16 protein-coding genes are annotated in these 21,086 nt (G+C 54.7%); 4 read left to right on the forward strand and 12 right to left on the reverse strand.

All coding sequences use genetic code 11. From position 1 onward, the window contains the following. Positions 1–47: 47 nt before the first annotated feature. Positions 48–335: a hypothetical protein gene (locus K1V27_RS08015; RefSeq protein WP_258929137.1), complete on the reverse strand. Its 288-nt coding sequence runs from the start codon at positions 333–335 to the stop codon at positions 48–50. Between the two features lie 238 nt (positions 336–573). Between K1V27_RS08015 and K1V27_RS08020 the strand changes: the two genes are divergently transcribed. Beyond that, positions 574–1,548, forward strand: a complete 975-nt coding sequence (locus tag K1V27_RS08020; protein WP_258929138.1) for a YcbK family protein — start codon at positions 574–576, stop codon at positions 1,546–1,548. Between the two features lie 553 nt (positions 1,549–2,101). Here the strand turns inward: K1V27_RS08020 and K1V27_RS08025 are convergent. From K1V27_RS08025 to K1V27_RS08040, 4 genes are all read right to left on the reverse strand, one after another. After that, positions 2,102–3,973: a GNAT family N-acetyltransferase gene (locus K1V27_RS08025; RefSeq protein ID WP_258929139.1), complete on the reverse strand. Its 1,872-nt coding sequence runs from the start codon at positions 3,971–3,973 to the stop codon at positions 2,102–2,104. 252 nt (positions 3,974–4,225) lie between these two features. Beyond that, positions 4,226–5,191 carry a sigma-70 family RNA polymerase sigma factor gene (locus tag K1V27_RS08030; RefSeq protein ID WP_258929140.1) on the reverse strand — a complete coding sequence of 322 codons (966 nt, stop codon included), beginning with the start codon at positions 5,189–5,191 and terminating at the stop codon, positions 4,226–4,228. A 394-nt stretch (positions 5,192–5,585) separates the two neighbouring features. Further along, on the reverse strand, positions 5,586–6,167 hold the full coding sequence (locus K1V27_RS08035; protein ID WP_258929141.1) for an OsmC family protein: 582 nt from the start codon (positions 6,165–6,167) through the stop codon (positions 5,586–5,588). A 119-nt stretch (positions 6,168–6,286) separates the two neighbouring features. Next, the gene (locus K1V27_RS08040) at positions 6,287–7,243 is read right to left on the reverse strand and encodes a universal stress protein (protein ID WP_258929142.1); all 957 of its coding nucleotides are present in this window, start codon (positions 7,241–7,243) and stop codon (positions 6,287–6,289) included. A gap of 198 nt (positions 7,244–7,441) precedes the next feature. On the opposite strand from K1V27_RS08040, the gene K1V27_RS08045 reads away from it, so the two are divergent. Then, complete coding sequence (locus K1V27_RS08045; RefSeq protein ID WP_258929143.1) at positions 7,442–7,651, forward strand: hypothetical protein; 210 nt, start codon at positions 7,442–7,444, stop codon at positions 7,649–7,651. A 12-nt stretch (positions 7,652–7,663) separates the two neighbouring features. Further along, positions 7,664–10,816, forward strand: a complete 3,153-nt coding sequence (locus K1V27_RS08050; RefSeq protein ID WP_258929144.1) for an ATP-binding protein — start codon at positions 7,664–7,666, stop codon at positions 10,814–10,816. A gap of 88 nt (positions 10,817–10,904) precedes the next feature. Here the strand turns inward: K1V27_RS08050 and K1V27_RS08055 are convergent, their stop codons facing one another. Genes K1V27_RS08055 through pdhA form a run of 7 tightly spaced genes read right to left on the reverse strand, consistent with a single transcriptional unit; the run spans position 10,905 to position 19,269 of the window. Continuing rightward, the gene (locus tag K1V27_RS08055; RefSeq protein ID WP_258929145.1) at positions 10,905–12,671 is read right to left on the reverse strand and encodes a trehalose-6-phosphate synthase; all 1,767 of its coding nucleotides are present in this window, start codon (positions 12,669–12,671) and stop codon (positions 10,905–10,907) included. Beyond that, positions 12,659–13,591, reverse strand: a complete 933-nt coding sequence (gene lipA / locus K1V27_RS08060; protein ID WP_258929146.1) for a lipoyl synthase — start codon at positions 13,589–13,591, stop codon at positions 12,659–12,661. Before lipA ends, K1V27_RS08055 begins: the two co-directional genes overlap by 13 nt. Further along, a complete protein-coding gene (gene lipB / locus K1V27_RS08065; protein WP_258929147.1) occupies positions 13,588–14,298 on the reverse strand; it encodes a lipoyl(octanoyl) transferase LipB in 711 nt (236 codons plus the stop codon). Before lipB ends, lipA begins: the two co-directional genes overlap by 4 nt. 28 nt (positions 14,299–14,326) lie before the next feature. Beyond that, the gene (gene lpdA, locus K1V27_RS08070; protein WP_258929148.1) at positions 14,327–15,766 is read right to left on the reverse strand and encodes a dihydrolipoyl dehydrogenase; all 1,440 of its coding nucleotides are present in this window, start codon (positions 15,764–15,766) and stop codon (positions 14,327–14,329) included. A 17-nt stretch (positions 15,767–15,783) separates the two neighbouring features. Then, entirely contained in the window at positions 15,784–17,133 is a 1,350-nt protein-coding gene (locus K1V27_RS08075) for a dihydrolipoamide acetyltransferase family protein (protein ID WP_258929149.1), read from the reverse strand. Between the two features lie 19 nt (positions 17,134–17,152). Further along, the gene (locus K1V27_RS08080; RefSeq protein WP_258929150.1) at positions 17,153–18,133 is read right to left on the reverse strand and encodes an alpha-ketoacid dehydrogenase subunit beta; all 981 of its coding nucleotides are present in this window, start codon (positions 18,131–18,133) and stop codon (positions 17,153–17,155) included. Positions 18,134–18,177: 44 nt separating this feature from the next. Continuing rightward, a complete protein-coding gene (pdhA, locus tag K1V27_RS08085; RefSeq protein ID WP_258929151.1) occupies positions 18,178–19,269 on the reverse strand; it encodes a pyruvate dehydrogenase (acetyl-transferring) E1 component subunit alpha in 1,092 nt (363 codons plus the stop codon). A gap of 425 nt (positions 19,270–19,694) precedes the next feature. On the opposite strand from pdhA, the gene K1V27_RS08090 reads away from it, so the two are divergent. Next, positions 19,695–21,020, forward strand: coding sequence for an acetyl ornithine aminotransferase family protein (locus K1V27_RS08090; protein WP_258929152.1), 1,326 nt, complete (start codon positions 19,695–19,697; stop codon positions 21,018–21,020). Positions 21,021–21,086 lie beyond the last annotated feature (66 nt).

Here is a 21,086-nt window from a genome sequence, read left to right on the forward strand (position 1 = left end):
GAAGCTGTTGACTGACGGTCGGTGCAACCAAGAATGACCTGCATGACTCACTCATAATCAAGCTTGAGACCAACCTCGGTGACCAGCACAACATGGGTCGGAAGTTCGCGCAGATGTTCCGCAAGGGTAAATTTGCGCAGCCTGTCGGCAATTGAAGCTGCATCATGTTGGGCTAGAAAGCTCTCGAAGACCTCGGTTTGAAAGGATGATTTTTCGTCCGTGATGCGAAAGAAATGGGTCTGGTTTGCGGCAACAGGCCAATCCTCGATGTTGGATTGTGGGAATTCCGCTCGCAAGTAGTCAACCACCGCCTGTACTTTATTCTTGTCAGCCATTTCGACTCCCCGGCAAAAGAAAATCATTACGCCACCGTTCAGGGCCCTATCAGTAAACTCCAATATATGCTAAGTTATGGCTGTTGATAACAAAAATCGTTGGTTGTTGCAAATGGGATGCGTTATAGGAGTTCAGGGTGACGACCGAGGTTTCCCTTGGTGAAAATGGAGGGGGTGGATGCCCCAGGTGGTTCTGCCGGATGTGCGATTCGATTCCGTTGTCAGCTGGAGAGGTTCAATGAAAAGACTGCTGGTGCGCCTGCGCCGATGGCGAGTTCTCAAGAGGTTGGTACTTTCAATGGCCTGCCTGTTTGCTTCCTGCGCTTTTTGCTGGGCGGACGGCGGGTCTGCGAGCCGCTACTTATACGGCGGCGACGGCCGCATCAACCTGCTCAATCCCAAGAATGGAGCAACCTTTGATGGCAGTTATCGGGCTGCCGGCGGCGCCTATGATGAAGAGGCACTCAAGGCGATTCAAGGCGTTTTTGGAGCTCCTTATGGAGAGCCGCTCTCGAGGATCTCCTTGAGGCTCATTGAGTTTATCGACTTCCTGCAGGACCGACTTGAGCCGGGCGCTAGGATACAAATCGTATCGGGCTGGAGGAGCCCGCAATACAACACGAAGCTGCGCAGCAAAGGCAGGCTGGCCGCCAAGGCGAGTCTCCATCAGTATGGCATGGCCGCTGATATCAAAATCGGCAAAGTACCGTCCGAGCGGGTGTGGAATTATGTCAAGGATCTCGGGTTTGGGGGTACCGGCTACTATCACGGGCAACTGGTTCACGTGGATGTGGGACCTGCGCGCTCCTGGGATGAAACCACCTCGGGGGTGGGCACCGATATCTCAAAAGACAACAAATTGATCGGCCTGATCACCGATTTTGACCGCTATCGACCGGGCGACGTCGTGACACTGCGATTCATCCGCATGACCGCGTTTCCCATTGGAGTGCAGAGAGAATTCGTGCTCAACCGCGTTGACCGCGACGGCAGCATGCAATGGGTCACTGATTTCAAGCCGTCCTTTGCCCGCCAAACCGATGGCGACTGCCCCGAGTTTGCTGACATCGGCGAGATGCTGGGAATTCAATACCAGCTTCCAGAAACCATTCCCCCCGGCCGATACAAGATCAACGCAGCTTTCTGCAACAGACTGTGGGACGCTATGCCGGGGGAAATCTCCACGCCGGAATTTGAGATCGTGCGGCCATGACGCGCGGCATCGCTGCCCGCAAACGGGGCAGCTGTCTGGAAGGGCGCACCATACAAGCGCGCAACATAGCGTCCCCTTACATCACGCAAGATGAAACCAGCGTTGACGGAGGGGCAGCTCAACAACTTAAAGAAGCACTACAGCGATAAGAACGATTTTAACCGTTTGAAGAATTGGGAACCGCCAGATTTCGGTGAATAATGTCGAGGCCGAACGCAGCAATCAACCGGATGCGCAGTCTTTGGCTTGTCAAGCTCAGAGGCTTGTTGTCGCCTCAGCACCAATCCGGGCGCACCGGTTATCGCCGATATTGAGCCGTTCAGTCCGTTTTGGTGGAGAAGGAATGTGAAGTTCTCAGAACTGGTTAAATTGTTGGAAGAGGCGGGATTCCCGATAGTCAAAGAAAAGGGATCGATCCGGTATTATGGGAAGTCCGGGTGGGATAAACTCATCCAGCAACCTTGCGGATAAACCGAACACCACCTCGGTTTGGTGCGACAATGACCGTATTCGGAAGCTCGGGAGCGGGGCGGAGGGAGCGGCCGAGTGGAAATCAACTCGGTTCGCCGAACGTGCAACTGAGGAACAACTCATTCTCGATGACCGTCCTCACCTTGTAAGGCAAGGTCATGAACAGTTTCATCATGCGCTGGTTCTCGGGTGATGTATAGGCAAACAGGCCGGCAATGCCGTTTTCTCTGGCTGCCTCTGAGAGTTTGTTGATCAAGATCCTGCCGAGACCTCTGCCCTGCCAGTCTTTGCTGACGGAAAAGGCCACTTCCGCCATGTTCTTCGCTTCTTCCAGGTAATACTCGCCAACCCCGACCACTCTCTCGAATCCGACTTCGCCCACCACGGCAACCAGGGTCAAATTCTTCTGGTAGTCGGTGCGTGACATCCCTTCCACGTCGGTCCTCAAAAAGCTCGTCTTGGGGCGGAAGAAACGGGAAATAACATCCTGCTTGTCGAGGGTATAGAAATGTTCCTGCAGGGCCCTTTCGTCCACCGGTTTGGTCGGCCTGATGGTCACCATTTCCCCGTCAATTTCCAGTGTTTCCACCAGCTTTACCGGGTATATGCCGTGGATCGATTCGCTCAAAGTACGTTCCGCACCGAGCAGCCCCATTTTCTTGGCGGCGTGGAACAGCTCTTCACGGAAATCCGGATGAGCGATACTGATCATGGCCATGGCTCTTTCCTGGTAACTTTTGCCGAACAGGTTGACCGCCCCGTATTCGGTCACAATGTATTGCACATCGCCTCTGGGGACCACCACCCCGGTATCATGCAGCAGAGGGACAATGCGGCTCTTTTTGCCGTCGCTGGTGGTGGACATGAGCATCAGAATGGATTTGCCTTCCTGCGAAAGTGCTGTGCCGCGTATGAAATCGAGCGTTCCGGAAACCCCCGAATAATAGTTGAAGGGCAGGGCATCGGCGGCGACCTGGCCGGTGAGATCCACCGCCATGGCGACGTTCATGGAGACCATTTTGTGATGCCGGGAAATGATGCGCGGATCGTTCACATAGTCTGAGGAGTGAAATTCAACGGATGGATTGGAATCCAGGAAGTCATACAGTTCCGTTGTGCCGATTGCGATGCTGGCCACCAGTTTGCCTTCATTGAATCCCTTCTTGCGATTGGTGATGACGCCCGTAGAGACCAGGTGCATCATGTCATTGGTGAGGAATTGTGAGTGAACCCCCAGATCGTTTTTTTCCGACAAAGCCAACAGGGTTGCCTGGGGCGTGGTGCCGAGGCTGATCTGGATGGTTGATCCATCGTCGATCAGGTTCGCAATATGCCGGCCGATGATGTTGGCCGGCTCCGATTCCGGCAAGGCGCCGATGGTGATCAGTTCTTCTTCGTGTTCAACAATAACATCCACATCGTTTACATGAATGAATCCCTGCCCCAGCACCCGCGGCATCCTGGAATTGACCTGAGCAATGACCAGGTCGGCGGAAAAGGCGGCGGCCAGGGTCACATCGACAGACACTCCAAGACTCATCCAGCCGAAATCATCCGGGGGGCTGACCTGAATCAATGCCACATGCAGAGGGAGCAACCGACTCTTGAAGAGGCGCGGCACTTCCGACAGGTTGATGGGGGTAAGAAAGCGCATATTCTTGGCCAGCTCTTTGGATCTGACGGAACCAAGGTAGAACGATCTGATGTTTAAGCTCTGGCTTTTTGACTTGGCTGCGATCAAAGTGAGTGGGGTGCTCTCCAAAGAGAGCAGGCGGACGATTTCCAGGTCGGTAAAATTGTTCGCTGCTTGTGACAGTCCCCGCACCAGGCATTGCGGTTCTCCGCAGGAGGAACCGATGAAAACTCGCTGTCCCGATCGGATTAGGCTGACGGCTTCCTCGACAGTTCGCGCCTTCTCCACATAATTGTCCGCCCAGTAACTCGTTGTTGCCATACACAGACTCCTTACAGTGAACACCTGTTATTTTGGGGAGGAAGCTTTATAGCGCATCCGGACCAAAACTGCACGGAAATAACACGGGCAATATGTGAAGCTGTTGTGCACCGATCTCAAGTCACGAGCGACATGGCCGACCCAGTTTTCCGGGGGGATGCTGGCGAGGTGTCAGAAAAATGGAACTGCTGAGTATTTCCAGACCCCGGCAGGCGCCGGGGCGACGCTGGAGGGGACATTTTGCGATCGCTTCTAAGCACTGACAAGGCTTTGTTGCAACATATCCAGATCATTCACTTCTTCCACCAGATGAATCTTGAGTTTTTCTTTAACCCGGGTTTCTATCTGGCGAATTCTTTCACGACTGACGCCGAACTGGTCACCGATTTCCTGCAGTGTCATTCGGTCCTCCGTGAGCAGCCTGTTATCAAAGATGGCCGCCTCTTTTCCGTGCAGCTGCTCGCGAAAACTCATGAGCTCTCTGTGCAACATTCTTCTCGCCTGTTTGTCGGCCAGCTGTTCATCGGCGGGCAGAGTCTCTGCCGGAAGAAAGTCTTTGTGCGTGTTGGTAGAATCCTCTTTGATCGGTGTATCCAGGGAAACGTCTCGTCCATTCAAGCGCTGGTCCATTTCGATGACTTCCGACTCTTTGACATCCAGGCGTGCACTCAGCAGTTCGGGCGATGCTTTGATGCCTTTCAGCTTGAGCCTTTGCTTTTCCTTGCGCAAATTGAAAAAGAGCTTCCTCTGAGCTTGGGTCGTGCCTATTTTGACCAGTTTGAAATTGTCCATGATGAATTTGATTATGTAAGCCTTGATCCAGAAAGAAGAATAGTAGGAAAATTTGTAGCCGCGGTAGGGATCGAATTTTTGCACGGCGTGCATCAGCCCCACATTGCCTTCCTGAATGAGGTCCATGAGATTCTGCGTCCAGTAGCGCTGGAAGTCCATGGCGATCTTGACCACCAGTCTGAGATTGGACATGACAAGCTTGTATGCGGCTTCAATGTCACCCTTCTCGCGGTAGCGTATGGCAAGGGTCTTTTCTTCACCGCGGGTAAGCAGAGGGTAGCCTTTGATATCCTTGAGATAAAGCCCGAGGGTATCAAAGGAGCGTGGTCTTGCCTTGTGGAATGCCAAAGCGTTTGGTTTTTTACGTCCTGGCAGGTTATCTTTCGCTTTTTTCTGTGTGCCGGCCCTCTCGATTCCGATAGCCATTGGTGAAGTTATCCTTTCTAATCGGGCGGCTCCCTGGAGCCTTTAAGGTGATGGGTTTATCGTTGCCGAGTAAATAAACAATCTCCTTATAAATTAAGACCGATTAGCGAACATTTCAACAGGCTGCGACATTTGCCATAGAGTCGGGCACGGGGAAATTTGACAGGCAAACCGTGTCTGTAGGGCGTGGTTGGCCGCCGGAATTTCCTCGGCGTGACAGATGGTTGCGGATGAAATCGCGCAATCTCCGGGGTGAATTCTTCTTGAGGAATGGTCACGGATGGTCTCGCGCCAGTAGCGCTTACCGATGTGGGGCACGCTGAAAGGCCAAACGAGAGCAGCCCGTGAAAAGGTGAGCTTGTTCACGGGCTGCCGACTTTCTTTCTCTGTTGTGCTATTGTTTATCCAGTTCTACGGTGACCGCGGTGGGATTTGACACCGTGTTAAACACGGGAGAGTACTTTTGTGCCATGCGGATCAATTCCTCCTTTTGTTCATCGGAGACATCGGCATCGATTTTGAAATAGACTCGAATGTTTTCATAGCCCATTTTGACATCCTTCGATAATCCAAGGAAGCCTCGCAGGTCCAAGTCCCCTTCCAAACGGGATTGTACGCCTCGTATAGCGATTCCTTTGGCGGCTGAGTGATAGATCAGAGACGATGTGAGACACCCTGCTAATCCGGTCAACAGGTATTCCACCGGATTCGGGCCCAAATCTTCGCCCAACAGCACCTGAGGTTCGTCCTCGTCCAATTCGAAAGGTTCGGTATGGCGATGTTCCTGTTTGGCCCCATAAAAATCGGTAATGGTTGTGCGGTTGTGGCCGCCGTTGATCCATTGGTTTGTGACGCGAAACTTAAATTTGGCGATCGCGGAATCTGCCTTGACCGCATCGATGGTATTGAACAACTGAGTCACATTCACGCCGTTGACCACTTTATCCTGATTCTTTGCTACCGTTTGCTGTGCCATAATGGCTCACCTCCTTTCATACATGACAGCACTTTAATCATTGGTCGGCCGGTGATCCAGTACGACGGGAAAAACAATAAGCAGGCCAACGATGATCGATTTTGTCTTGGCCCGCTCTTTCATTGAACAATCCAAACGGCCATTTCTTCCGCCAACTGCAGTACCTTGCTGCTGATGCTTCCCATGGTGAATTCTTCCACTCGAGAAAGGCCGCGTCTACCAAGCACGATGGTGCCGTAATCGCCCGTCAGTGCCTCTCCGAATATGGCACCCGCCTGGCTGTAGACTCCCGGGACAATCCGCGTCTTGATGCGGCCTGGATCTGCACCTTGCGCGGCGAGCTTGTCGATGCACTCTTTGAAGTGCAACTGCATGCTGGCTTGTGCCTGATGCAGCTGCTCCTTGGCCAGGTGCAGAAGGTCGCGCCCGCCTGCCTGGGGCGGGAAGGACCGCTCGCCGGCAGCGTCCAGACCGAGGGTGACGTACAGCATAAGCAACTCCGGAAGATGCTCGGCAAAGATATGACCCAGGTAGTTGACTGCGAGCATGGCACTTTCCGATCCGTCTACTCCAGCCAAAATTCTCTCCGTACCGGGGCTGTTGCCCACCACCCAAACGGTTACCTGTTTGAGGTGGTTGATGAGTTTATTGGTGACACTTCCGAAAATCAGACCTTTCAATTGCCCCAGGCCCCTGCGTCCCAACACCAAGGCGTCGAATCCTTCGTTTACCTTTTCCGCGATATCCCTGGCTACCCCGGTGGTCAAGTCCTGGATCGCGATGACAATATTGTCGGTACTGTATCCGCATTCCAGAAGAGTTTTTCCGGACCGTTGCATGAAGTCTTGGATCGAGCTCCTGTAGAGTTTTCTCCAGGAGGTGAGTTCACCGGTCGAAACGGATTCTTTGGATGTGCTGTTGAGCTCCCACAGGCTGTCGGGAACGGGATTGAAGACATGGAAAAGAGTCACACGAGTTCTGCCGCCGGGCAGAAGACGTCCCACATAGCGAACCGCGTCAAAGGAGTTCTCCGAGCCGTCGACAGCGATGAGGATATCTATCGGTTTGTGTGTCATCTCGACCCTTTTGTCAGCAAATGTAAGCGATTGATCAAACACTTATGCTAACCTTAATTGCCGTTGACCAAATTCACTGCAGCCAATAGAATAACATAAAGCTTTGGTTGATAACTCAATTTCCATAGCGGGTGGGGACATCTCTTTCATACAGGAACTCATCGAAAACCTGAAGACTTTGCGCGAGGAGGCTGGTTTGTGAACAGAATCCGTCGGCTGTTAAAGCATTCAGAGCTTCTGCTGCTGGTTTCCTGGCTGGGGTTTATTTTGTTTAACTGGCCGCTGCTGGGGTTGTTCGATCTGCAAACCCTGGAGGATATTTTCCTCTACCTGTTTTTGATGTGGGCCATATTTATCCTTGTTTTGATCATTATTTGTATAGGTTACCTGAGAACAGACGGCGTTTGATAAGGACTATGAATGCTAAACCCAGTTGTTGTTCTCACCTCCATTTGCCTGTACATGGGGCTGCTGATTATGATCGCGTTGTGGGTCGAGAGGCGTTCAGAAACAGGCAGGAGCCCCGCCAACAATCCCGTTGTCTACTCTCTTTCTCTGGCCGTCTACTGCACCGCCTGGACCTACTATGGAAGTGTCGGTAAAGCCGCCACTTCAGGAATGCTGTTCCTGCCGATCTATCTCGGCCCGACAGTGGTTGTCTCTCTGTGGTGGATTATTCTGCGCAAGCTGGTGCGACTCAAGAATACCCATCGCATCACCAGCATAGCGGATTTTATCTCAGCCCGCTACGGCAGGTCGCAACCGCTTGCCGCCATCGTTTCTATCATGGCCCTGGTCGGGATTCTGCCTTACATTGCGCTGCAGTTGAAAGCAATTCTATCGTCTTTTGCCACCGTCACTTCAGCGGCTGCCGGCAGTGCGCCGATGCAGGCCGCTCAGACGTCGTGGTTCAGCGCCAACTTCGGCTCAATAACGGTTATCCTGCTCGCCCTGTTCACGATCGTCCTCGGCGTCAGGCGTTTGGACCCGACTGAGCGGCATGAGGGGATGGTTATGGCCCTGGCTGTCGAGTGTCTGGTCAAGCTGATTGCCTTTATGGCGGCGGGAATTTTTGTGACATTTTTTCTCTACGGTGGATTTTCCGACATTTTCCAGCGATTCTCGGAGAATTCCATCCAGGATGGAATCAACTCCTGGGGAGGTGGTGCTTCGGAGTATTTCACCTGGATGAGTTATTTCATCCTGTCAATGGCTGCCATCATGTTGCTTCCTCGACAGTTTCACGTGGCGGTGGTGGAAAACTCAAACGAACGGCACATCCTCACGGCCATGTGGCTTTTCCCTCTGTATATGCTGTTGATCAATATTTTCGTGCTTCCCATTGCTGTGGTGGGATTGCTTCAGGGCTACGGGATCGAGGAAGCTGATCGATTCGTTCTGTTGCTGCCCATGCGTCATCTAAAACCGTGGCTGACCTTGTTGGTTTTCATTGGAGGTTACTCCGCGGCGGCCGGGATGATTATGATCACGTCGGTGACATTGGCCACCATGATGACCAACCACCTCTTGCTGCCGCTGGTCGAGCGGCTGCAATGGCTGAGCTTCTTGAAGCGTCATCTGCTGCGTTGCCGCTGGGTCGCCGTGGCGTGCTTGATAGTACTCGGCTACGGGTTCGAACGGTGGATCTTTCAGCCGTATATGCTGGTCAGCATAGGACTCATTTCATTTGCCGCCGTCCTGCAGTTTGCTCCCGCGGTTCTCGGCGGGATTTTTTGGCGTAAAGCAAACAAGGCGGGAGCCATGCTTGGCTTGGGTGCCGGTTTCATGGTGTGGTGCTACACTCAGTTGCTGCCGTCTTTTGTGCGCAACGGGTGGATGTCTGCATCCCTTTTGGAGCAGGGGCCGTGGGGCCTCCGGCTATTGCATCCGGAACAGCTGTTGGGGCTGACCGGGCTGGATCCCTTGAGTCACACCCTGGTTTGGAGCATGGTGCTGAATATCGGGCTGTTTGTGCTGGGTTCCCTGTATTTTGCTCAGAGCGAAGAAGAAAAGAGTTTGACGGAAGATTTTGTCGGAGTGCTGAACGCAGCGCCCACCCTGCGAATGGCTCGATATGGGGAGGCATATATCGATTTGCGGGAGAAGAGGGCAGAGATTGAACAACTGCTCGGCCAGTTTTTTGCCGGGCCCGAGGCGCAGGCAATTGTCACGAAATCCATAGTGGAAACCGACCTCGACAGTCGCAGCAAAATAACCATAGCGGAACTGGTGGATCTGCAGAGCGCGGTTGAGAGGTACCTGGCGGGTTCCATCGGTGCCGCTTCCGCGCACCGCACCATGCAGCAGGGAACGCTGTTCACTCCGCGCGAACGACGGGATCTATCCAAAATGTACGCTGAAATTCTCGCCAACCTGAGGGTCTCTCCTACGGAGCTCAAAGAAAAAGTTGATTATTACCAGGAGCGGGAGGAACTTTTGGTCGCGCAATCGCATGAACTGAGAGAAAAGGTGCAGGAACTGGAGAGGGAGATCAAGGAGCGCAAGCGGGTGCAGGCGGCGTTGCGCGAAAGCGAGCAGCGCTACCGGGAGCTGGTAGAGACCATGGAGGAAGGGCTCGTGGTGGAAAACGAAGAGGGTGTTATCACCTATGTGAACGACAAGCTGTGCGAGATGTTCGGGCGCGAGCGCAGTGAGATAGTCGGACACCGGCTGCAGGAATTCATTGATGAATCCCAATTGAGCATGCTGTGTGATCAAATGGTCAGGACAACAAAGGGAGATGTTTGCTCCTATGAGGCGACATGGCAGGGGAAAGGGGGCGAAAAAAGAGCCAGCCTGGTTTCCGCAGTGCCCATTTTCAATGCGCACGGTGACTACCGAGGCGCTTTCGCGGTCATCACCGACATTTCTCCGCTGAAAGCTCTGGAACGTGAAAAAGCCAACATTGTCTCAATGTTTGCCCATGACATGAGGTCTTCTCTCACGGGTATCCACGGCCTTGGACTGCGGCTCTTGAAGAAATCGGACACACTGGATGAACAGAAGAAACAAGAATATCTGAGAATTATCAATACGGAAGCGGCCAAGCTGGAAACCCTGGTGGATGATTTTCTCGAGTTTTCCCGTTTGGAAACCGGCAGGCTCAAACTCAACTTTCGCGCTGTTTCGCTGGATAAGGAGCTCATGGAGCTGTACGAAACCTATCAGGTCAGGGCTGCGTCCAAGGGCCTGACCATGGAGCTCAAAATTGAAGATCCCCTGCCCATCATCAATGCCGATGTCAATCGGCTGCGTCGGGTCTTCACCAATCTCCTGGACAATGCCCTGAAGTATTCCAAAGAGCAGGGCAACGTCCAGATCAGTTCTTCCGAAACAGAAGAAGAAGTGGTGATTAGAGTGAGTGACGAGGGGGTCGGGATAGATGCCAGAGAGCTGCCGTATATTTTTGACCTTTTCCATCGTGGCCTGGACGGCGACAAAAGAGACGGCTACGGGATAGGGCTGGCAACCGTCAAGGCCATCGTCGAAGGGCATGGCGGACGTGTCCACGTGGCGAGCGAACTGGGTAAGGGCTCGGTTTTCAGCGTCTTTCTGCCCAAGGAATCACGTTAGCTCCCATGCCCAAGCCCCCTCTCCCTCCAAGAGAGGCGGGTGGGGAGAGGACAGCACCACCTGCGGACGGCCTTTTGAATTCTGCCGCTCAATCTCCCTTCCTGCTGTTGAGGATGGCTTCCATATTGTTTTGCGCCCAATCATCGACGCGGCATTCGGTTTCAACATAGCGGATGATCCGCTCGGATAAGCGGGCTCCATTCAATAGAGCTTCGGCCACTTTGCCGCCGGCGCTCTTCGCTTTGGCGGCGTTGACGTAAATGATGCCGTCCTGTTCGCCAAACCCTCTGCTCTTGAATATTCGTGCGGCGCCGCTGTTGCCGAGCACCAGCAGCCCGCGCTCCTCGGCTCCCTTGAATTTTTGCGACAAGATGTATTCCATGGCGACGAGGTTCATGCCGTCTTCCGATGGGGTCACCAGCATGACATCGGTTTCTCGAAGAAATCTGTAATTTTCTGGAGGCGGTACACCCTTGTCTATGTGAATGATGGGCTCGATCTCGCGAGCCATTCTCCGGTTTGCCTCGATCACTTCCCTTTCCATCATGTCGCTCAGCTTCTGGTAGGCCGGGTTGGCAAGGCGGCTGGGGGAGGTCACTTGGTAAAGTCGGGCGTCCCTTCGGTCTGCTTCCTTGTTCTTGGGCGCCTCCCTGAGAATTGCCAGCGTATGCTGAAAAATCTTGAGCCTTTCGATCAGCCCCTTGGTGTAGTCTCTCCTCTCGAGACCTCCGAAGACGTATCGTCCCCGGCCCTTGTCTTCAATGATTTGAGCAAGCAGGTCGTGGTCTTGCCAGACATAACCGAGGCGTTTGTCCGGTGCGATTTCGCCCATGATGCGATCGACGTCCAGGCCGATGGGAAAAGCGCCCACCGTGGTGACACCGTTTGAATGGCTTATTTCGTAAAATTGTTGGGCAATCCGGATATCGACCGGGAACCATTCCTGCAACGCAGCCAGATAGTTGTCGCAGTATTCCTTGGTGTGAAATCCTATGAAGTCATTGGCCAGCATGCCCCACGTGAGCCGTTTCAAGACCTGTTCGACACTTTCCGGGAAGGGGTCAAATCGCTCGGCCTTGAGCCGGTTTCTCTTGTCTTCGCGGATGAGGCCCTGGATGTCGTGGATGTTAAAGAACGGTGTATGGATGAACTGGCCGACGTGAATTCGTTGCTTGTCGTCGCAGGAAAATCCTTCCTCGACCAGCAGCGTCTTGTAGACATCGGCCACCTGCATGAGATGATAATCCTGAATCCAGACCACAAAGTCGTCGCCTTTCTGCCACAGTTTTCTGTTTCTTCTGGTTTCGTCAAAAGTCGTGTTGGCAAAGGTGACACTGCTGCTCATGTACTGCAGAAAATCACTCTTTTCAAAGCTCGGTTTGGGAAATTCGCGCTTTATTTTGTAAAACAGCGGCTCTCTGGTCAGGTGCATGAGCGGCCATAGAAAGCCATTGGCAAACTTGCTGTAATAACTGTGCATATGCTCGGTATCGAAGAATACGAAGCGCATGTTGAAGTCATATTCTTTGAATGTGAAACGAATTCGTTTATCGGGAAGAATATCGATGTGCGGGAAATGTTCCGGAGCGATTTTTTCCTGGTACAGCTTGTCGAACAAATGGGAGTAATGGCCGTTTGCCACATCGGAGTCTTTGTCGCCCATGGACGCCCCCACCCATATGGGGTTCCATCTGCCGGGCTTTAACAGGCCGGCCATCGCCTGCACGAGTCCACCCTCGCCAAATTTGGGCCGATTGGGCAGCACACCTTTGCGCAGTGCCTGTTCGGCATCGGTCAAGACCTGTTCGGTAAATCCGTAGGGTCCCCTGTTGGAGACAATGACTAAATTATGCATTCTTCACCTCTATGTTTTGCTATGATACTTTTTCTGGCCTGGGATTCGGCATGATACGAACTGCGCACCAAGGGGCCGGATTCCACGTGAGAAAAGCCGGTTCGACGGCCAATCCGTTTGAGGGTCGCAAATTCAGCCGGCGTATAGTATCGCTGCACCCGCACATGAGCTTTGGAAGGGCTCAGATATTGGCCGATGGTAAGAATATCGCAATTCATTCGGCGCAAATCGCACATGACCGTGAGCACTTCCTCCCAGGTTTCTCCCAAGCCGACCATTATGCCCGACTTGGTTGCGACATCCGGGTCTATTGATTTAGCCGACTGCAGCAACCGCAGGGACCGTTGGTAATCGGCTTGCGGCCGTGCAATCGGATATAGTCTCGGTACCGTTTCGAGGTTGTGCCCCAGGATTTCCGGACATGCTTCGAGCACCGTTGTCAGCGCAGCGTCGTTACCTTGGAAATCCGGGACCAGCAATTCGACGGTGCAGGCTGGAGCGTGTTCCCGCACGCGCCGGACCGTTTCTGCGAAGACGGCCGCTCCGCCATCCGCCAGATCATCCCGGGTGACGGAAGTGATGACCGCGTGGCGCAACCCCATGGAAGCAACTGCCTGTGCTACCTGGAGCGGCTCGAATGAGGCATTGACGGGGGTATCAACCGGACCGTGTTTGACCGCACAAAAACGGCAGTCGCGTGTGCACACGTCCCCGAGAATCATAAACGTGGCCGTGCCGCACCCCCAGCACTCGGCCATGTTGGGACAGCGGGCCGCTTCGCACACGGTGTGCAACGACTTGCTGTGAATCAAAGCCTTGAGCTGTGCACAGGTTTCTCCCGCAGGCAGTTTCACCCTGATCCAGGCAGGCTTGGGGAGAGAATCGCCATGTGGCTCCCGGGAAATAGTGTTGGTTGTCATCGTCGAACCTCATCATGCCGGGGTGTCTCTGGACAGTCCTGACCCTCTGCAGACTGTCCGAAAATGGCGGCCCATGCCGTCGCCACTCGATGGGCCACCTCGGGCAACGGTACAGGCTTCCCCAGCAACTGCTGCATGCTGGTCACTCCTTTATCTGCTATGCCGCAGGGGACAATTTTATTAAAATACCCCAGGTCCGTTGCCACGTTAAGGGCAAATCCGTGCCCGGTGATTCCCCTGGAATCAACCCGGATTCCGATGGCGGCGATTTTTTTGCGGTCGATCCACACTCCTGTAAAGCCTTCCATGGCCTGGGCTGCCATTCCGAAAGTTGCCAGGGTGCTGATGAGCATCCGTTCGAGATCCCTCAAGTACCGACCGACCCGGCCGGTGCGGTTGCGCAGATTGAACACCGGGTAACCCACCAGCTGGCCGGGTCCGTGATATGTGACATCACCTCCGCGATCGGTGTGGTAAACCGCAATTCCTTCCTCACGCAACTGCTCCCGGCTGAACAGTACATGTTCTTCTCTGGCGCGACGGCCGAGCGTTATGGTGTGCGGGTGCTCCAGCAGGAGCAAAGTGTCTGGAATCAGGCCGGCGGCGCGATCCAGGGCAAGTGTTTCCTGCAGGCGGCGCGCGACCTGGTAGTCCATGGTGCCGAGCCACCGAGCTTCCAGAGGTTCTCCATTCAGCAGGGCTTGCATGACGGTTTTGGCTTGAGGATTTTCACAACTACCTTTGTTTGTGTTGTGACGGCAATATATGAGTTGAACTGCCGAGGAATGCTTCCGCCGCCTCTTCCTCGCTCTCGGAAAGGGTCGGGTGGGGATGAATGCTCAGAGCCAGGTCCTCGGCCAGCGCCCCCATTTCGACTGCCAGTACTCCCTCGGAGATCATTTCGCCGGCTTCCCTTCCCACAATGCCAACTCCCAACACCCTTTGCGTCTCCGGATCGATGATGATTTTGGTCATCCCTGCCGAGACCCCCATGGAGGCGGCTCGACCCGAGGCCGACCAGGGGAATCGCGTCACTTTAACCGGGCGATTTTGTTGTCCGGCTTCCTCTTCCGTTAATCCGCACCAGGCGATCTGAGGATCGGTAAAGACCACGGCGGGGATAGCTTGCGCGTCGAAAGCCGCAGGATGGCCGGCGATCACTTCGGCGGCAATCTTACCTTCGTACATGGCTTTGTGAGCCAGCATTGCACCACCTGTCACGTCACCTATGGCGAGGATTTTTGAATCGCCGGTCTGCTGCTTTTCGTCAACCATGATGAACCCCCCGTCATTCCATTGCACTCGGGTATTCTCCAGGCCCAGATTGGTAGAATTGGGTCGGCGGCCGATGGCTATGAGCACCCGGTCGAATTTTTGCCGGGTTTCCGCAGCCGTTCCTTGGAGCTCCACCTCGACATGGTCTTCATGCTCTTCAAAGTGAACCGCTTTGGTTTGGTAATGGATGGCGTGAAACAAGCCGTCCAGTTTCCTGGCCAACGGATCGACCAGGTCTCCATCGGCTCCCGACATCAATCTGGAGTGCCATTCCACCAGGGTCACCTCGCTGCCAAGAGTCGCATAGACGGAACCGAGTTCGACGCCGACATAGCCGCCGCCGATGATCAGCAGCGTGTCCGGAATATCCCTGAGCTCCAGTGCTCCGGTCGAGCTCATGATACGGCCGTCTTGTTTGAATTCAACCCCGGGCAGGGCGGTCGCGCTGGACCCGGTGGCGATGACGGCGTGACGAAATTTGATGTGCGTGATTTCTGAGCTTGAATCATACAGGCGGGCCATTTCAGAACTTTCAAACTTGACCCGCCCTTGAATCAACTGAACACCCCGTTTCTTGCTCAAATGAGTCAGGCCGTTGGCCAACTTGTCGATGACATCGTTCTTCCAGGCGCGCAGTCTGGCCAAATCGATCTCAGGTTTGCAAAACTCGACTCCCATCTCTGTGGCACGCCCGGCATCGTGGATCAACTCTGAGACGTACAGCAGGGTCTTCGACGGGATGCAGCCGCGAAAAAGGCACACTCCGCCGGGTCGTTCAGCGATATCCACCAGGGTGACTTCAAGGCCAAGATCAGCGGCTCGGAAAGCGGCCGCATAGCCTCCCGGCCCAGCCCCGATGACGAGCACCTGCGCTTCCTGCGTGAATTCTCCCATCACCATAATGCGTCATCCTCCTGTCACATTGTCATGAGCAGCTGTTCGGGGTCATGCAGGGCGGAGATGATTGTGTTGATAAAGCGGGCCGCGTCCGCTCCGTCCAGCACTCTGTGGTCAAACCCCACGATCAGCGGCAGGATGAGTCGCGGAACGATTTTGAATGCCCCTTCCTCACCCATGACCACCGGCCGGTAGCGCGCTTTTGCCAGTCCCAGAATGGCGACTTGCGGGTAATTGATGATGGGAGTGAAACCGGTGCCGCCCAATGGGCCCACGTTGGTAATGGTGAATGTGCCTCCGACCATGTCTTCGCGATCGACTTTTCCTTCACGTGCGCGGGCAAGCAGCTCATCCAGTTCCCTGGCAAGCTGGAAAATGCTCTTGCGATCCACATCGCGAATGGAAGGGACGATCAGCCCCTTGTCGGTATCCACTGCCACTCCAATGTGGTAATAATTTTTGAGGATGATCTCTTCCTTTTCGCTATCGAGACTGGCATTGAAACGTGGGAACATTTTCAAGGCAGCCACCGCCGCTTTCAGGGCAAACACCGTCAGGCTGAGAGACCCTCCGCGGGCAGCCACTTCTTGCTTGTGTTTGCGACGAAAGGCTTCCAGCCCGGTAATGTCGGCTTCATCCGCGTGGGTGACATGGGGGATTTGTGACCAGGATTGGGCCATGCGCTTGGCCGTGGCACGACGCACGGAACGCAGCGGCTGACGCTCGACCGGCCCCCATTGAGTGAAGTCGGGGAGGGGTCCGGATTCGGTCGGAGACGGCGGGGCGGCGGGTTCCCTTTGGGTCGATGGAGTCTCGGCGGGTGCTTCCCGAGGGCGCTGGCCCCTTGCGGCAAAGGCGCGCACGTCCTCCGCCGTCACCCTGCCGCCCGGGCCGCTCGCCGTTACGGAATGCAGATCGACCCCCAGTTCGCGCGCCAGACGCCGTGTGGAAGGAGCCGCTGGAACCGGTCCCGGTTTCGATCCTTTGGCTCCGGGCTGCTCTGCCGTTTCTTCTCTCTGTCCTTCTTCCTCTTCTACTTCCTTTTCCGGTTGCGCCGCCTTTTCCTCGACCGCACCCTCCTGTTTTGTTTCCTCTCCGGCCGGCCTTGCCTCCCCTTTGGCATCCGCCTCCCCCGCTTCCGTGAAAACCATGAGCACATCGCCTACCTTGACGATGTCACCCGCCTTCACGTTGATCTGTTTGACAACGCCGTTGACAGGCGAGGGGATTTCGGTTTCCGCCTTGTCCGTTTCAATGATCATGACGGGTGAGCCGTCTTCAACTGCGTCTCCTACCGACACCAGAACTTCAACGACTTCTCCTTCATGAATGCCCTCTCCCAAATCAGGAAGCTTGAATTCTCTTGGCATGGCGACTCCTTTGAGAACATCAGAAATCGAGTGTTTCGCGGACGGCTCGAACGATCCGGTCGACACCGGGAAGATAAGCTTTTTCCCTCTGGAACAGCGGGATGACCAGGTCAAATCCGGTCACTCTGCGAATGGGGGCTTCCAGGTAGAGGAAGGATTTCTCGACCAGCCGGACCGCCACCTCGGCCCCCGGCCCAAAGCTGCGCGGGGCTTCGTGAATGACGACCACTCTGCCCGTTTTGCGGGCGGACTCGATAAACAGAGCATCGTCCAGAGGAGCAATGGTCATCAGGTCGATCACCTCGGCTTCAATCCCCTGCTTTTGGTGCAATGCGGAAGCCGCCTGCATGGTCTCATGCAGCATAGCTCCGTAAGAAATCAGAGTGATGTCTTTTCCCTCGCGAGCGATGCGCGAGCGTCCGAGCTCCATGGTCTCTTCGTCCTCGGGCACTTCTTCGCGAAAGGCCCGGTATAAGGCCTTGGGCTCGAAATAAACGACCGGATCCGGGTCGCGTATGGCACTGACAAGGAGCGCTCGCGCATTGCGCGGGCTGGACGGAATCACCATTTTGAGACCCGGGGTGTGGGCAAAATAGGCCTCACGGCTCTCCGAGTGATGTTCCAGAGCTCTCACTCCCCCGCCGTAAGGAGCGCGCAGCACCATAGGTACGGTAAAACGCCCCGCCGAACGTCCTCGCAACCGTGCCGCATGCGATTCCAACTGGTGAAAGCCGAGGTAGGTGAATCCGGAAAACTGAATCTCGCAGACCGGTTTCAAGCCGTACAGGGCCATGCCAATGGAAAAGCCGATTATGCCGGCTTCGGCCAGGGGAGTATCCATGACCCGATTTTCGCCGAACTGCTCGAATAATCCCTCAGTGACCCTGAACACACCGCCGTCCACGCCGACATCCTCGCCCAACACCACCACATTGTCATCCTTTTCCATCTCCTGCTTCAAAGCCAGATTGATGGCCTGGACCATAGTCATCTTCGCCATATCGGTCTCACTCCTTTTGCTCTCTTCGGTCGTGATGGAGCGCGCTAGGTGCTGTCTTGCCGTAATTCCTTGCGGAGCTCTTCATGCTGTTCCCGCAAATAAGGGGGTAGCTCTGCAAAGACGTGGTCGAACATGAGGAGAGGATCGCCCAGCTCTTCCATTTTCTTTTCTGACCGCTCGACGGCTTCCTTGATCTCCTGCTTGATTTCAGCTTCGATGGCTTCGATCTTCTTATCCGTGAATATCTTCCTGCTCTTGAGGTACTTCTCGAATCGCGTGATGGGGTCCTTTGCGACCCAGCCTTCCACATCTTCTTCCCTGCGATAGCGCTTGGGATCGTCGGCAGTGGTGTGCACCGACATGCGGTAGGTGACGCATTCGATCATGCTCGGCCCGTCACCCGATCTGGCTCGCTCGACGGCTTCCCGGGCTGCTGAGTAGACAGCCAGGACGTCGTTTCCATCCACCTGAATGCCGGGCACTCCATAGGCCAGAGCTTTTTGAGCGAGAGTTTTGGAGCGCGTCTGTTTGGATCGCGGAATCGAAATGGCCCAGTGGTTGTTTTGGCACACAAATACGACGGGGACCTGAAATACACCGGCAAAATTGAGTGCTTCGTGAAAATCTCCCTCGGACGTGGCGCCGTCTCCAAAAAACACCATAGCCACGTGCTTCTCTTGACGATACTTCATGGCATAAGCAATACCGGCGGCATGCAGCGTCTGCGTTCCGACCGGAATGGCTATGGGCAGATTGTTCAGGCCATCGGGGATTGCACCGCCTTCGTTATAGCCGGCATAGAGCAGGATCACATTCTCCATTGTCTTACCCCGCCATATTTCCGCTGCCATTTCACGAAAAGACGGCACCAGCCAGTCGGAATCTTCCAGCGCCGCTACGGCTCCAATTTGCGCCGCTTCCTGGCCGGTGATGGGAGCAAAGGTACCCATGCGGCCCTGACGCTGCAACTGCAGTAATCGTTCATCAAACCTGCGCCCCAGCAGCATGCCGCGGTGCAGTTTGAGTAAAAAGTCCTTGTCCACATCCGGTTCCAGATCTTGATCCACTTTCCCCTGTTCATCCAGAATAGAAAGATAGTCGATGCGATAGGGGAGCTCGATTTCTTGTCTGGGCATATCCCGCTCCTTTGGTGGTCAAATTGAATTGGCCATGGCCGCGATTGGCTGAATACATGCCGGGAAACCGTCCGAGAACACCCTCTCAAAAGTTTGGGATTGTCGGGCGGCATCTAAGCAAAATCAACATCAAAAAATATAAGTATAGGTGCAACACTTGGCTAGAACCTTGTTGACGAGCTCTCTCTCCCATCTCCAGGAACGCTCCCGGCTTGCTGAACAGGGTCCTTGTCGATATTCCCGGGTGAAGGGCTGACAAAAAATTTATCACATTTTGTTTACATATTGCCGCCGTTGCGTGTAATCCTTGGAGTACGATTACCACCATTCATTGTGGCCTCTTCGCAACCCCTGCTGCATGATCGCGTCACCAGAGGAGGCTTTGTCAAGAACCATACTGACCGACTGATACAGGTTTTGCAAGCATGAGACTGCCGATTATCAAGACTTTACTGCCCGGCCCCGAGGCCGCAAGGTTAATCGAAACGGACCACGCTTATGTTTCTCCATCCTATACGCGCATTTACCCTCTTGTGGTCGAAAGGGGTGAAGGGCTGTGGGTGCACGATGCCGACGGCAACCAATTCCTCGACTTGACCGCGGGCATTGCCGTGTGTGCCACCGGTCATTGCCATCCGCGCGTTGTCCAGGCTATTGTTGCCCAATCTCAAAAGCTGCTGCACATGTCCGGTACGGATTTCTATTACACCGCGCAAATTGAATTGGCGGAAAAACTGGCCAAACTGGCACCCGGTGCGAGGCAGCGCAAGGTATTTTTCGGCAACTCCGGAGCGGAAGCCGTGGAAGCCGCTTTCAAGCTGGCTCGCTGGCACAGCAGAAGGGAGCTCAATCTTGCCTTTTTCGGCGCCTTTCACGGCAGGACCATGGGCGCGCTCTCTCTGACGGCAAGCAAAGCCATACAAAAAAAATACTACAATCCTTTGGTGCCGGGAATCACACATATTCCTTATCCCTACTGTTACCGCTGCCCATACGGTATGTGTCATCCAGAATGCGGCATTGCCTGTGTCAACTGGCTGGAAGATCCGCTGTTTCGCACTTCGGTGCCGCCCGAAGAAGTGGCCGCCATTTTCGTCGAGCCTATCCAGGGGGAGGGCGGCTACATTGTGCCGCCGCCCGAGTTTCACCAGCAGTTAAGTAAGTTAATGAAAAAATACGATATATTGTATGTTGCCGATGAAGTTCAGTCGGGCATGGGCAGAACGGGGAGGATGTTTGCCATGGAGCATTTCGGGGTAGAGCCCGATATCATTGCTCTGGCCAAGGGGATAGCCTCCGGCATGCCTCTCGGCGCCATGGTGGCGGGTGCCGACATCATGACGTGGGAAGCCGGATCGCATGCCTCCACATTTGGCGGCAACCCCATCGCCTGCAAGGCCGCCATGGCCACCATTGAATTGTTGGAGGAGGGGCTTATGGCCAATGCCGCCGCGCGAGGTGGGCAGCTCCTGGTGGGATTGCGCGACTTGCAGAAACACTTTGAATGCCTGGGAGACGTGCGCGGAATCGGATTGATGGTCGCCGTCGAACTGGTCAGGGATCGCCACACCAAGGAACGGGCTGCGGATTGGCGCAACCAGATTCTGCAGAAAGCTTTCAGCAGAGGGTTGCTGCTATTGCCGTGCGGTGAAAATGCCATTCGCTTCTGCCCCGCGTTGAGTGTTTCCCGGGACGAAATCGAAGTGGGTCTTGCCATCTTGGCAGAGGCCATTGGAGAGGTAGCGGGGTGACGGCAGGACAGAACAGGCCTTTAATGTTTCTTTGGACCAGTGTTCAAGAAAATGATTTTGGCTACC

The organism is Desulfoferrobacter suflitae (assembly GCF_022603395.1).
GTDB classification, from domain to species: Bacteria; Desulfobacterota; Syntrophobacteria; order Syntrophobacterales; family Syntrophobacteraceae; genus Desulfoferrobacter; species Desulfoferrobacter suflitae.